The sequence below is a fragment of the Wenzhouxiangella sp. YN9 genome (assembly GCF_056324165.1).
Genome location: NZ_JBJNIP010000107.1, coordinates 14,475 through 27,621, shown reverse-complemented (window position 1 = coordinate 27,621; position 13,147 = coordinate 14,475). Strand labels below are relative to the sequence as shown.

Annotated in this window: 11 protein-coding genes; 4 read left to right on the top strand and 7 right to left on the bottom strand. The window is 65.1% G+C overall.

What is annotated here, in order from left to right; all coding sequences use genetic code 11:
- Positions 1-6: 6 nt before the first annotated feature.
- Together ACEWQ0_RS09965 and ACEWQ0_RS09960 are read left to right on the top strand one after the other, a co-directional pair.
- Positions 7-255: a hypothetical protein gene (locus ACEWQ0_RS09965; protein WP_476485262.1), complete on the top strand. Its 249-nt coding sequence runs from the start codon at positions 7-9 to the stop codon at positions 253-255.
- Positions 245-724: a hypothetical protein gene (locus tag ACEWQ0_RS09960; RefSeq protein ID WP_476481911.1), complete on the top strand. Its 480-nt coding sequence runs from the start codon at positions 245-247 to the stop codon at positions 722-724. The genes ACEWQ0_RS09965 and ACEWQ0_RS09960 overlap by 11 nt, the downstream gene beginning before the upstream one ends.
- A gap of 151 nt (positions 725-875) precedes the next feature.
- Here the strand turns inward: ACEWQ0_RS09960 and ACEWQ0_RS09955 are convergent, their stop codons facing one another.
- From ACEWQ0_RS09955 to pyrC, 6 genes are all read right to left on the bottom strand, one after another.
- Positions 876-1,154, bottom strand: coding sequence for an EF-hand domain-containing protein (locus ACEWQ0_RS09955; RefSeq protein WP_476481912.1), 279 nt, complete (start codon positions 1,152-1,154; stop codon positions 876-878).
- 300 nt (positions 1,155-1,454) lie between these two features.
- A complete protein-coding gene (locus tag ACEWQ0_RS09950; RefSeq protein ID WP_476485261.1) occupies positions 1,455-2,840 on the bottom strand; it encodes a sigma 54-interacting transcriptional regulator in 1,386 nt (461 codons plus the stop codon).
- The gene (locus tag ACEWQ0_RS09945; RefSeq protein ID WP_476481913.1) at positions 2,833-3,342 is read right to left on the bottom strand and encodes a hypothetical protein; all 510 of its coding nucleotides are present in this window, start codon (positions 3,340-3,342) and stop codon (positions 2,833-2,835) included. The genes ACEWQ0_RS09950 and ACEWQ0_RS09945 overlap by 8 nt, the downstream gene beginning before the upstream one ends.
- A complete protein-coding gene (locus tag ACEWQ0_RS09940) occupies positions 3,339-4,781 on the bottom strand; it encodes a sensor histidine kinase (RefSeq protein ID WP_476485260.1) in 1,443 nt (480 codons plus the stop codon). Before ACEWQ0_RS09940 ends, ACEWQ0_RS09945 begins: the two co-directional genes overlap by 4 nt.
- A 175-nt stretch (positions 4,782-4,956) precedes the next feature.
- Positions 4,957-5,913: an L-threonylcarbamoyladenylate synthase gene (locus tag ACEWQ0_RS09935; RefSeq protein WP_476485259.1), complete on the bottom strand. Its 957-nt coding sequence runs from the start codon at positions 5,911-5,913 to the stop codon at positions 4,957-4,959.
- Between the two features lie 116 nt (positions 5,914-6,029).
- Positions 6,030-7,064 carry a dihydroorotase gene (gene pyrC, locus ACEWQ0_RS09930; RefSeq protein WP_476481916.1) on the bottom strand — a complete coding sequence of 345 codons (1,035 nt, stop codon included), beginning with the start codon at positions 7,062-7,064 and terminating at the stop codon, positions 6,030-6,032.
- Between the two features lie 173 nt (positions 7,065-7,237).
- On the opposite strand from pyrC, the gene ACEWQ0_RS09925 reads away from it, so the two are divergent.
- The gene (locus ACEWQ0_RS09925) at positions 7,238-9,049 is read left to right on the top strand and encodes a TonB-dependent receptor plug domain-containing protein (RefSeq protein ID WP_476485258.1); all 1,812 of its coding nucleotides are present in this window, start codon (positions 7,238-7,240) and stop codon (positions 9,047-9,049) included.
- Between the two features lie 118 nt (positions 9,050-9,167).
- Positions 9,168-11,354, top strand: coding sequence for a TonB-dependent receptor (locus ACEWQ0_RS09920; protein ID WP_476485257.1), 2,187 nt, complete (start codon positions 9,168-9,170; stop codon positions 11,352-11,354).
- Between the two features lie 30 nt (positions 11,355-11,384).
- On the opposite strand, the gene ACEWQ0_RS09915 is transcribed toward ACEWQ0_RS09920, so the two are convergent.
- Positions 11,385-13,145, bottom strand: coding sequence for a chloride channel protein (locus ACEWQ0_RS09915; protein ID WP_476481919.1), 1,761 nt, complete (start codon positions 13,143-13,145; stop codon positions 11,385-11,387).
- Positions 13,146-13,147 lie beyond the last annotated feature (2 nt).

Below are 13,147 nucleotides of genomic sequence, written 5' to 3'. Positions count from 1 at the left end.
CACTGGATGAAGATGGTGCTGATACTTGCTGCGGTGTTGTTGCAGCCGCTGTGTCATGCTCTGGCACACGCGGCGGAAAGCGCCGAGGAGCATAGCGTGATCGAATACGCGATCGTCGGCATTGGCGTGGTCGTTGTCATCGCGGTCTTGGTCCTGACGATCAAATACTTTCTGCGCCCCGGCGAAAAAAGCCAGCAGCATATCAAGCGCCGAATTCTGGATGAAGAAGGTCAGGGTGATCGTGATGACAACTGAGAAGACAGAGGATCGCAATCGTATCGAGGCCTATCTGGATGACGATCCGGATCCGATCGTGGTTCATCGGCCGCCGGCGCGCTTCCAGCTCGATACCACGCGCCTGGCTGACGGTCCGCATACGCTGCATATCAAGGCCTGGGACAGCAACGGTCAGCAAGGGGTGCGCTCCATTCCCTTTACCGTGCGCAATGGGCCGGGCATCTCGGTCAACGGGGTCAGAGACAACGACGTGCTCGAAGGCGACATTCCGATTCTGGTCAACGCCTATGGCGGCCGCGGTGAACTGTACTGGGAGCCCTCGCGCGCGGAAACGCCGTCGCCCATCCCGACCTGGATCTGGGTGCTGCTGATCTTCATCGTCGCCTTTGCTGCGTTCTATGGCTTGCGTCAGTGGAGCCCGCCGGCCGACATGGCAGATACTCCGACCTACAGCAGCCCGCAGGAAACCGCGGATGGCCCCGACTGAAGCGGCGTACTGGCCTGCGGGCAGGCGACCGAATCAGGGGCGCTGATCCGCAGGCATGAAAAAAAGCCCGCCGACCTTTCGGGTCGACGGGCAAACCGGCTTGGGATGAACGGTTCATGTTGCCGTCAGGGCAGGACGGCTCCGTTCTTTTTTATGCCTGCGGCCAGTCCGACTCGCCTTGGGACTGGTTGCAGTGCTGCTGAACCGCCGAGCTGTATTCGCTCTGGCTCAGGCCCTTTTCGCTTTGCTTGTCGATGTCGTCGAAGGCATCCGCCAGGCAGGGCAGGGCACGTGCTTCACTCTTGCTCACGTAACCGTCACCGTCGGCGTCAAGCTCGTCGAAGCGCGGATTCTGCGCAATGGCCGACGAGGCCGCAAAGGTCAGGGCGATACCAAGGGCGAACAGGGATTGTTTGCTGAGATTCATCATGGTCAACTCCTTGTATGTAGTGTTTTCCAATTGTGAGTCTCGTGTGACTCGCCCTGATTAATGCAGCTGCCGTGCCAAGTTGGAAAATAGTTTTAGATTCAGTAACTTGCGTTTCCAGGCCCGTGCGGTATCGGTAACACCTGTTGCCTGCAGGCGACGCTGGTCCGGGTGTTTCCACGACAAAGCCCGTCGGTAGCGGCGCCGGGACTGTCGCCAGAGAGCGACATGTGGCGCAAGGTGTTGAAAAGTCAGGTAAATAAAGTGGTCAATTGTGGGTGCTGAGCCGCCAGAGCGGCGGGATCATTCCTTGAAATCAGCCGGCTCGAGCTGGTGGCGCCCCAGCAGGCGGTAAAACTCGGTACGGTTGCGGCCGGCCAGGCGGGCCGCTTCGCTGACGTTGCCTTCGGCCATGCGCATGATGCGCACCAGGTAGTCGCGTTCGAACGCATCGCGCGCCTCGGCCAGGGGCCGCACTCCGGTTGGATCCCGGCGCAGCGCGCGTCGAATCAGGCTGTCGGGCACCGGGCCCTTGCGGCAGAGCACACAAGCCTGCTCGACCACGTTGGCGAGTTGGCGCACGTTGCCGGGCCAGTCGTGGCCCAGCAGCACGCGCAATGCCTCGCGCGAGAAGCCCTGAATCCGCTCGCTCGCGGGGCGGTCGGCCTGCAGTTGGGCAAGGAAATGCTCGGCCAGCGGGACGATGTCTTCCGGCCGGTCGCGCAGCGGCGGCAGATCGAGCTGGACGACGTTGAGACGGTAGAACAGGTCTTCGCGAAAGTGGCCGTCGCGAATGGCCTGTTCGAGATCGCGATGGGTCGCCGACACGACGCGCACGTCGATGTCGACTTCTTCGGCTGCACCAACGGGACGCACCTGCTTTTCCTGCAGCGCGCGCAGCAGTTTGGCCTGAAAGGCGGCCGGCATGTCGCCGATTTCATCCAGCAGCAGAGTGCCGCCCCGTGCCTGGACGAAGAGACCATCGCGGTCGCTTTCGGCGCCGGTGAAGGCGCCCTTGCGGTAGCCGAACAGCTCGGATTCGAGCAGTTCGGCGGGAACGGCCGCGCAGTTGATCGCCACAAAGGGCCCGTCGTGCCGCGGGCTGGCCTTGTGAACGGCGCGGGCGATGACCTCCTTGCCGCTGCCGCTTTCGCCGATGATCAGCACGCTGGCATCACTTTCGGCCACCAGCTCCAGCTCGGACAGCAACGTTTCCATGACGTGACTGCGCGTGACGACTCCGGCGCGCCAGCCTGCCTCTCGGCTCGGCTCGCCACGGCGGCCGTCGGTTGCCTCGGCAATGGTGGCAAGCAGTTCCGCGCTGTCGAAGGGTTTGGTGAGAAAGGCAAAGGCGCCTTCGCGGGTCGCAGCCACGGCGTCGGGAATGCTGCCGTGGGCGGTCAGAATGACGACGGGCAGGGCAGGATCGCGCTCGCGCAGTTGACGGAACAGGGCCATGCCGTCCATGCCCTCCATGCGCAGATCGGTGATCACCGCATCCGGGGCACGCGCTGCCACGCGGCCCAGCGCGGCCTCGCCGCTGTCGGCGGTATCGACGGTATAGCCCCCGGACTCCAGCCGCAGGCTGATCAGTCGCAGCAGCCCCGGGTCGTCGTCCACCAGGAGAATCCGGGGGGCTTCCATCTCACGCGGCGGGTCGTTGTGCTCGTCGGCCATGGCTTTAGCCATCACTGTCCTTGCGCTCGTCGAGCTGTTGGTCGATTTCCCGCAGCGCCCGAAGCTTTTCCAGCGTCTGTTGATGAGCCTTGCGTTCGCGCTCCAGCTCGGACGCGACGCGATCGCGCTGTTCCTCTGCGCTGATGCTGCGGCGGACCAGCTCGGTCACTACCGACAGCGTCTCCAGGGCGTCTTCGGTGATGCGAGTGTTTTCGGCGGGCCGGTTTTCGAGCAGGGTCTCGAGCATCTGCAGGCCCGATCGTGCGTCGCGCAGCTTGCCCGGCCCAAGCGTTTTCAGCAGTGCCTGTTCCAGCTGCGCGAGCCAGGCGTCGAGATTCGATACCCCGGCGTACCAGGTCGCGGCGGTTTCGGCACTGACCCGCTGCACCCGCTCGACGCGGTTGATGATGTCGGCGCTGTCGATTTCGTCCGCTGCGGCCTGGAGATCAACGGCGAGCAAAAGAACGATGACGCATGCGATGACAACTGCGGGGGTTCTGGGCGAGCACTTCATTGGCGAGCATCTCCTGACGATGCAATGGGTAGCTCAATCACGACAACCGTGGACCAGTTCGCGCTGTCGATCAGGCGAACACTGCCCTGGTGGGCGCGAACGATATCGCGGCAGATGGCAAGCCCCAGACCGCTGCCCGGGCGGCTGCGGCTGTGCCGGCCGCTGCCGCGGTAAAAGGGCTCGAACAACCGGCTGCGATCCTGGGCGGGTACGCCGGGGCCCTGATCGGCCACCAGGATATGCGCTCGATTGCCGCGTTTTTCCACCCCGATTGCGATGCTGCCGTGGGCCGGGGAAAACTTGATGGCATTGGACACCAGATTGTCGATGGCCGTGGTCAGCATGTCGGGATCGGCGCGCATTCTGACCTCCGGGGAGCGTTTGCGCCGGACGCTGATGTCACGGGCTTCCAGGTTGAGTCGATGATTGTCGAGTACGTTCTCGACCAGTTCGTCCAGTGCGATGTCATCTTGCCACATCGGATCGGGGCGTGATCGGAGCCGGTTGAAGCGCAGCAGGTTCTCGATCTGCTCCTGCAGGCGTACGATGTTCGCCTGGATGATGCCGATGACTTCGCGCTGCTGCTCGCCCAGACGGCCGAAAGTCTGATCGGCAAGCAGGCTGGTGCCTTCACGAATTGCGCTCAGCGGTGTCTTGAGCTCATGCGAGACCTGGCCAACCAGCTGCTGACGCTCGCGTTCCCCGCGAACCAGCCGGCGGCGAACCCACTCCAGCCGGATCGACAGGGCGCGCAGATCGCGCGGGCTGTTGACCTGTTCGATGCGCGCGTGTTCAGGTTGCGCGAGTGCCCGCATGCTCCGATCCAGTCGCCGAATGCGGCGGTTGAGGAAGCTCGCCATCAGCAAGGCCAGCAGCACGGCCACCGGGACGGTTGATGCCAGGCTCAGGACGGAGACGTTGCGGGCCGACTCGCCCATGGCCTCCAGTCGCTGAAGTTCGTGCTGCGAGGTGGTTTCGGTGGCCATCAGCAGGCTGTTGGCGGCCTCCCCCAGCGCATCGAAGGACGCGGCCAGGCGAGCCGGCCATTCGCGGCTGGTGCGAGGTTCGATAATCAGCTGATACAGCTTCTGGCTGCTCTGGCGCATGGCATTGACCTGCTCGCGCAGATCCTGACGTTCGACCACAGCGTTAAAGGTGTCGAGATCAGCGCTGAGCGCCTGATGGCGCTCGCGCAGACTGGCTTTTGCGTCGCTATCCTGCAGAATTCGGTACTGGCGGGCAGAGCGCTCGAAGGCAATCACCCGGTCGCTGATCTGTCGGGCTGACTGCGTGGCGGAAATCGAACGCTCGAGCAGCTTCTCGCTTTGCCGCGTCACGCGGTCGATCTGCTGGCCGGAGACGATCAGGCCCACGAGCAGAGGAAAGGCCACCAGCGCAAATCCGGCCAGCAGCAGAGTCAGAACCGACTGAGTGCGCAAACGTCGGCGCCAGCCACGCCAGCGTGCGCTACGGCGAGTTCTTGCCCCCCGTTGTTGCTGCGTCCGTCTTTCCGGGCGGTTCAAGGCGCGTATGAGTCTCTGATGAGTGCTTTACGGCAGGCAACAGTATCGGCCCGGAGCGCTTCGGGTACAAGCAGGCCGGGCGTGTCCGGCCTCAGGCGGCGGCTCTCGACAGCCGATCGTGAACGGCCGACCAGGCGGGTGAATCAGGCGGGCGCTGGACCAGAATCCGACTGGCGCCACGGTCATCGAGATGACGCAGGACGGCGTAGAGGCCGCGAGCGTATTGCGCCGGGTCATCGGGTAACGCCTGCCAGGCTCTGAAGCCCCCCGGGTCGGGGGTGTCTGTCAGCGCCAACACCGCCGCATCCGGATCGGGGTCGGAGAGCGCTTCGGTGGTTACCAGCTCAAGCCGGGTTCGAGGCGCGTAATGCGAGGGCAGGCGGCCTGCAGTGCGCGGACCTTCCGACGCCCCGGCCACTTCGGGCGGGCTGCCGAGCACCTCGCCGAGCTGCTCCAGGCTGAGCATGCCGGGACGCAGCACGCGGGGCCGGCGCCCGCTGCAGTCGACAATGGTCGACTCGACACCTACTTCGCAGGGGCCGCCGTCGATCACGGCAGCGACGCTGTCACGGCCTTCGAATTCGTTGATGACGTGATCGGCGGTCGTCGGGCTGATCCGGCCAAAGCGATTGGCCGAAGGGGCTGCAACCGCGCGGCCCAGGCGCTTCAGCAAGGCAAGGGTGAGCGGATGGCCGGGAACACGAAGACCCACCGTCGGCTGGCCGCCGGTCACGCTGTCGGCTACCTCGGCGGCCTTGCGCACGATCAGGGTCAGCGGGCCCGGCCAGAAGGCGCTCGCCAGTTGCCGCGCGGCTGCACTGACTTCAGCAGCCCAGTGGTCCATTGCCTTGCTGTCGGGCAGGTGGACAATGAGGGGGTGGTCGGCCGGGCGCCCCTTGGCGGCGAATATACGGCGTATCGCATCGGGGTTGGCAGCATCGCCGGCCAGGCCGTAGACGGTTTCGGTCGGGATGGCCACCAGTTCGCCGCGGCGCAGCATGTCGGCGGCGCGCTCGATGTCTTCGCTGCTGCTGCCCAGGCGGATCATGGCGGCGAGCCTTTCAGATGCTGCGCTATCACACCGCACTGGCCGAGGGTGAGCGGGTCGACGGCGGCGTTTTCCCGCAACGGCATCGGAATCAGGTGCCAGTGCATTGCTGCTCCTCAGCCGGTGACCTGCCAGCCAATATTGGCGCCGGCGCGCAGCGGCACGATGGTTTCGTCGCCGGCACGGAGTTTCGCATCATTGCTCCATTCACGCTTTTCCAGCGTGATGCGTTCTTCGCTGGCGCTCAGGCCGTAGAAGGCCGGGCCGTGCAGGCTGGCGAAGCCCTCGAGCCGGTCGAGCGCACCGGCGGCTTCGAAGACTTCCGTGTACAGCTCGATGGCGGCCGGTGCCGAGTAGACGCCGGCGCAGCCGCAGTCGGACTCCTTGGCGTGCTGCGGGTGCGGGGCGCTGTCGGTGCCCAGAAAGAAGCGTTCGCTGCCGCTGGTGGCGGCCTCGACCAGCGCCCGGCGATGTGTTTCGCGCTTGATCAGCGGCAGGCAGTAGTGATGCGGGCGCAGGCCGCCATCGAACAGGGCGTTGCGGTTGTACATCAGATGGTGGACGGTGATGGTTGCTGCGATCGGCCCGGGCGCGGTCTTGACGTAGTCGACAGCCTCCCGGGTGGTGGCGTGTTCGAGCACCAGCTTCAGCTCGGGAAAGTGCGCTCTCAGCTTTTCCAGATGGCGCTCGATGAAGATCGCCTCGCGGTCGAAGACGTCGATGTCGCCATCGGTGACCTCGCCGTGCAGCAACAGCGGCAGTCCGTGTCTTTCCATCGCCTCGAGAATCGGGAAGACCCGTTCGAGATCGCGCACGCCCGAGTCCGAGTTGGTGGTCGCTCCGGCCGGGTAGTACTTGACCGCGTGGACGAAGTCGCTTTCAGCTGCAGCGCGAATGTCATCGAGCGTGGTGGTCTCGGTCAGATACAGCGTCATCAGCGGCTCGAAGCGGCTGCCCGCGGGCAGGGCCGCCAGGATGCGCTCGCGATAGGCGGCCGCGTCGGCCACGGTGCGCACCGGTGGTTTGAGGTTGGGCATGACGATGGCGCGGCCGAACACGCGCGCGGTGGCCGGCGCCACCGCCGCCAGCATGTCGCCGTCTCTCAGGTGCAGGTGCCAGTCGTCGGGGCGTCTGATGGTCAGTCGTTTCACGGGTCTTCAGGCCTTGGAGCGAGTTGCTGCATCGTTGGGAGATGCAGCCATTCTAGTGCACCCCGACCGGGTCTGGTTGTGTGTCCGGACCGACAAGGGAGCCTGTAAACCAAAAAATACAATTCCGGTATACTGTCGCTCTTTCCAGACCCCTGAAGGAGCGTGATTTGAGCTTGAATACATCCCATGCCCTCGGCGTGGCGCTGCTGGTTGCGGTGATTGTCAGCCCGGCGATGGCCGATGAGCGCCGTGGCGAATGGCTTGATCCGATCGTGATTACCGCCACCCCGACCGGGGCGTCGCTGCTGGAGTCGTTTCAGTCGGTGACCGTGATCGATCGTGACTGGATCGAATCCTGGCCGGCGCCAACCGTGGCAGACCTGCTTGCCGGCGTGGCCGGGCTGGATGTGCAGCGTCGCGGCGAGCCCGGGGTGCAGGCCGATATCGGCATCCGCGGTACCGGCGTTGAACAGACCATCGTGCTGCTCGACGGCATGCCGATGGGTGATCCCCAGGCCGGTCATCACAATCTCAATCTGCCGGTGCCGGTCGCGCATATCGAGCGTATCGAGGTGATCAAGGGGCCGGGCGCCATGGCCTACGGCGGCAACGCAACCGGTGGCGTGATCAACGTGGTCACCCGCAGCGCCAGCGATGCCGGTTTGTCGGCGCAGGCGCGCGTCGGCAGCTATCGCACCCGCTCCGGCGGCTTGTCTGCAGCCGGCCCCTGGGGCCAGAGCGGCCATCGGGTCAGCGTCGATGGTCTCAAGACCGATGGGCACCTGTCGGCGCGTCGGGCCGATGCCGACATGGTTCGCGGACTCTATACCGGCACGGCGGCGCTGGGAGAGGCCACCTTGCGCTGGGGGCTGGGGGGCGAAAATCGCGATTTCGGCGCCTGGAAGTTCTATACCGCCGACTTTCCCGACCAGCGCGAACGCACGCAGACGCGCAGCGCCTGGCTGTCGGCTGACGCGTCGGCTGGCCAGTGGCAGGTGACGCCACGCCTGTTCTGGCGCGAGCACGATGATCACTTTAGCACCCTGATTGCCGGCGCAGCCTACATCAACCGCCACGCCACACGGGTTCAGGGGCTGCGGGTGTCGGCACGTCGCCACCACGCCGGGGCGGTGACGGCGGTGGGCGCGGCTTACTCGCGCCAGCGTATCGATTCGAACGCGCTCGATCAGCATGACCGGGACGAGTCCCAGGCATGGTTGGTGCATCGGCATGCATTGGGAGAGCGCGCAGAGATCGAGGCCGGATTATCGCTGGTCGACTACAGCGATCATGGCGGCTACGGTCTGCCGTCGCTGGCCTTCAAGTACAGCCTGAACGAACATTGGGTGAGTTTTGCGTCCTGGGCCGCTTCGGCCCGGACGCCGTCCTATACCGAACTGTTCCTGGACAGCTCGGGCAACCGCGGCAGCCCCGCCCTCGGGCCAGAGCGCTCGGACTATGCAGAAATCGGCCTGCGTTATCTTGCGGCAGCGCAGCGCGTCAACCTGGCCCTGTTCGAGCGCCGCACCGACGCGCTGATCGACTGGGCGCGCCTGCCCGGTGAGGTGCAGTGGCAGGCCCGGCGATTCGACGGCCACCGCAGCCGCGGCGCCGAACTGGAATGGCAGTGGCTGCCCTCCGGCAAACGGCTCGAGCGGGTTGACCTGGCCGCAACCGTGCTCGACACCCGCCTCGACCGTCGCGGGCTGCAGATCAAGTATGCCCTTGACTACGCCGAGCTGGGCATTATCGCCGGCGCCGTCTGGCGCCTGAGCAATACGCTTGGCCTTACCACCCGGGCGCGATACAGCCAGCGCAGCTCCGGGGAGGCGGGCACGCTGCTCGATCTGCGTCTGAGCTGGCAGCTTGCCGATCTCCAGCTCTTTGTCGAAGGCAACAATCTGCTCGATAGGCGCCTGGTTGAAAGCGGCTTCGCCAAGCTGCCCGGCCGCTGGCTTTACGCCGGAGTCGCCGTGGGCTGGTGAGCGCGTCCGGTTGTCAGCGCGGTGGGCATTCGCGGCTGGCTTGTTCAAGGCCTCGATCACTCTTCACAGCGACGGTGTATTGATATAACATTACACCTCTTTCACCGTGGAGCTGTACATGATCCGAACGAGTCTTCTGCCGGCCGCGCTGCTGTCGCTCGCCGCCGTGGCACAGACGCCAACCGATTCTCCGCAGGAGGACGAGTCGCACTATGAGCATGATGAGATCGACCGGGTCGAGGTCAGCGCTCTGCCACTCAGGCGCAGCAAGCTGGAATCGGCACAGCCGGTCGACATGCTCATGGGAGAAGAGCTCGACGATCGCCGCGGACTGACTCTGGGCGATACCCTGATGCAGCAGCCCGGCGTTCACTCGACAAGCTATGGCCCCGGTGCCGGGCGGCCGGTGATTCGTGGTCTGGGCAGTGGCCGCGTACAGATCCTGGAAGACAGCCTGCCGGCCGTCGATGTCTCGGCGCAGTCCGACGACCATGCCGTAAGCGTCGAGCCGATGCTGATAGACCGCATTGAGGTGCTGCGCGGGCCGTCAACGCTGCTGTTCGGCTCCGGCGCCGTCGGCGGTGTGGTCAATATCATCGACGGCCGCATTCCTGAGCGAGCGCCGATGGGGGCGCTCGAGGGGCGCTTCGAGCTGCGCGGCAATACCGTCTCCGACGAGCGCACCGGCGTATTGCGGCTTGACGGTGGCGGCGATCAGTGGGCCTGGAACATTGCCGGCTCCTGGCGCGATGCCGACGATTACAGTATTCCCGGCACGGCCGAGCCCGGCGATGACGAGAAACCGGGCAGGCTGCCCAACAGTTTTGTCGAGTCGCAATCGGGTTCTGCCGGGTTGAGCTGGATCGGGAAGCGCGGCATGTTCGGCATTGCGGTCAAACGTTTCCAAACCGAGTACGGCATTCCAGCGCCGCACAGCCATGGGCCGGCTGATTCGGGCCATGAGCATCCGGGCGGGAATCGCTTCCGGCCCGCGCTGCTGTCGCGACATGTTCATGCCGACGAGCACGATCACGACGACGAAGACGTCTACGTTGATCTCGAACAAACGCGCTGGGATGCCAAGGGCCGGCTCGACGATCCGCTGCCGGGCTTCTTGCGGGCAACGCTGCGGGCCAGCTACAGCGACTACACGCACGCCGAACGCGCGCTCAACCCGAGCGACGCGGTACATGGCTCTGGCGATCATGCGCATACCGTGTTCGACGTCGAAGCCTGGAGCAGCCGGCTCGAGCTCGAGCACCGACCGCTGGCCGGCTGGCGCGGCGCGCTGGGACTGCAGCTTGAGGAGAAGACACTTGCCGCCATGGGCGACGAGGCCTACGTGCCGGACGGCGATACCCGCAGCGGGGCCCTATTTGTGCTCGAAGAAAAGCGCAGCGGCCCGCTCACCTGGACCCTGGGTGCACGGGTCGAGCACAATGAGATCGAGGTTGACGAGCTGCTCGAGCCGCAGGAACACGATTCGGCCGCCAACGGCCAGCGCCAAAACGTGCGCGCGCCTGCCCGGCTCGTCAAGCAGAGCTTCACAACGGCTTCAGCCAGTGTCGGCGCGCTCTGGCAGATGAACGAACGCTGGCAGACATCGCTGAACTACGCCTACGCCGAGCGCGCCCCGACGCAGGCCGATCTGTTCGCCGAGGGGCCGCATCCGGCGACCTTTACCTACGAGCGCGGCGCCGTTGATCTGGGCAAGGAGGTCACCAGCGGTCTCGACCTGATCGTGCATCGGCATTCGGAGGCACTCGATCTGGAAGCTTCGCTGTTCTACAACACCATCGATGACTTCATCTATCTGCACCGAACCGGGGAAGTGCGTGCCGGCCTGCCGCTGTATCAGAGTCAACAGCAGGATGCCACCTTCCATGGCGGCGAGCTGCAGGCGATCTGGCACCTGCCCGACAGCGTGCTTGGTCACTTTGACCTGCGGCTGGGCTACGACTGGGTGCGCGCCGAGTTCGACTCCGGCGAGCAGCTGCCGCGAATCTCTCCCGGCCGCTATGTCGCCAATCTAGACTGGCATCTCGGCGACGTGCGGGGCAGCCTGGGCTACAAGCGCGTGCGCTCGGCCCGTCACCTGGCACCGGAAGAAACCCCGACGGCGGGTTACGACATGCTCGACCTCAACATCGCCCATGTCTTCGCGATTGGATATTCCGAGCTGGAGGTCTTTGCCAGGCTCTCCAACCTGCTCGACGAAGAAGCGCGCGTGCACACCTCGTTTCTAAAGGCGTTCGCGCCTCTCCCGGGGCGGGATCTGAGCGTGGGTGTGCGCGGACGATTCTGAAGCGCGTCGCGGCCCGCCCTCCGGGCGGGCTCAGGCGGCGGCGTGTTCTTCCTTGCGTATCTGTGCGAGCAGTTCCAGATAGGCGCCGATGAGGTCGGACTCGTAGATGGCGCCCACCAGGCGACCCTCGGCGTCAACAACGGCGACGCTTTCGCCGACAAAGCGGCGCATGGCATTCATCGCACCCCAGATCGTCTCGTCTTCGCGCATGGTCAGTGCGCTGCGGTCGCACCAGTCCTCGATTGACTCGCTGGCGTCCGCCGGGAAAATTTCGTGCAAGTGAATCGTGCCGATGTAATGGCCCTTGTCGTCGGTCAGATAGGCGCGGGCGCGGGCCGCTTCAAGGATGGCGTTACGCGCCTGGCCGACGTTCGTGTCGGGGCGCAGGCTGACGTACTGCTCGGACAGCAGTTCGCGGATTCCGTGGACCTGCAGAATGGCCTGGCTGCGGCCGCCGGACAGATCGTGGCCACGCTTGGCCAGCTCCTGATCGAACAGCGAGCGGGCAAAGAATCTTGACGCTACCAGGTTGGCCAGGGCGACGCTGGCCAGCGCAGCAATGGTCAGCTCGTAGCTCGAGGTCATTTCGAATACCAGCACCACGATGGTCAGCGGTGCGCCGATGACCGGCGAGGCCACAGCCACCATGCCGCAGATGGCGTAGACCATCTGCGCGGATACATCAACACCGAACAATGCACCGGCCAGATAGCCGACGACGCTGCCGAACAGCGCGCCAAACAGGCTGCCAACGATCAGCGCCGGGCTGAACACACCACCGGCAAAACCCATGCCCAGACACCAGGCCGTGGCCAGCAATTTGAGCACCATGATCAGCAACAGCTCCCAGTGCGGCCAGCCACCTTCGATAAAGCTCTGGCGCAGCGTGTCCAGACCAAGGCCAAGAACCTCGGGCACCCACAGTGCAGCCAGCCCCAGGCCCAGGCCTGCGACTGCCGGGCGCAGCAGCGCCGGAACCTTCAGGCGCGTGGCGAGATACTGCATTTGCAGCAGCGCCGACATGTAGCTGACCGCCACCAGCGCGCTGGCAATGCCCAGCGCGATGAACAGACCGTATTCCCACAGATGGGCGACCTCGACGCTGGCGACGGAAAAAAGCGGTGGCTGCGGCCACACCAGTCGCGAGGTGACGTGGCCCAGCACCGAAGCGATGGCAATTGGTGCAAACGCGCGCAGGGCGAAGTGGCGCAGGATCACTTCATGGGCAAACAGGATGCCGGCAATCGGCGCGTGAAAAGCGGTGGAAATGACCGCGGCGACGCCGCAGGCAATGGCGGCATTCTGGCTTGTCAGCCGGGCGCGCAGCAGCCGCGACAGCAGCGAGCCGACCGTGCCGCCGATATGCACCAGCGGGCCGTACTGGCCCACTGAAGCGCCAAAGCCCAGCGAAATCAGACTCGACAGGCCCGTCAACAGTCCGGCGCGCAATGGCGGTCGCCCGCGCCGCGTCTGCACCGCAGCAATCAGGTCCGACGGCGAATGCGGCTGGCGTTCGGGAATGAAACGATGCAGGATCCCGCCGATCAGCCCACCGGTTGTAGGCACCACCACAATGGCCAGCGTGACCAGCCAGGCGCGTGATTCCTGGGCGCGACTCGCAGCCGAAATCAGCAGTAGGTCGTTGAGCCACACGAACGAGCCAACGAAGGCGTTGGCCACCACGGCCGCTGCCATGCCGACCAGAACCCCGAGCACGACAATGGCCATGATCCGGCGCAGCAGGTTGCCGCGCTCGGGGCTTGGGGGCAGGGGTTGGCCAGTATCGCTCACCG

Coding starts and splice junctions, on each gene's coding strand:
- ACEWQ0_RS09965 (WP_476485262.1), top strand. CDS start 7: ATGAAGATGGTGCTGATACTTGCTGCGGTGTTGTTGCAGCCGCTGTGT.
- ACEWQ0_RS09960 (WP_476481911.1), top strand. CDS start 245: ATGACAACTGAGAAGACAGAGGATCGCAATCGTATCGAGGCCTATCTG.
- ACEWQ0_RS09955 (WP_476481912.1), bottom strand. CDS start 1,154: ATGATGAATCTCAGCAAACAATCCCTGTTCGCCCTTGGTATCGCCCTG.
- ACEWQ0_RS09950 (WP_476485261.1), bottom strand. CDS start 2,840: ATGGCTAAAGCCATGGCCGACGAGCACAACGACCCGCCGCGTGAGATG.
- ACEWQ0_RS09945 (WP_476481913.1), bottom strand. CDS start 3,342: ATGAAGTGCTCGCCCAGAACCCCCGCAGTTGTCATCGCATGCGTCATC.
- ACEWQ0_RS09935 (WP_476485259.1), bottom strand. CDS start 5,913: ATGATCCGCCTGGGCAGCAGCAGCGAAGACATCGAGCGCGCCGCCGAC.
- ACEWQ0_RS09920 (WP_476485257.1), top strand. CDS start 9,168: ATGATCCGAACGAGTCTTCTGCCGGCCGCGCTGCTGTCGCTCGCCGCC.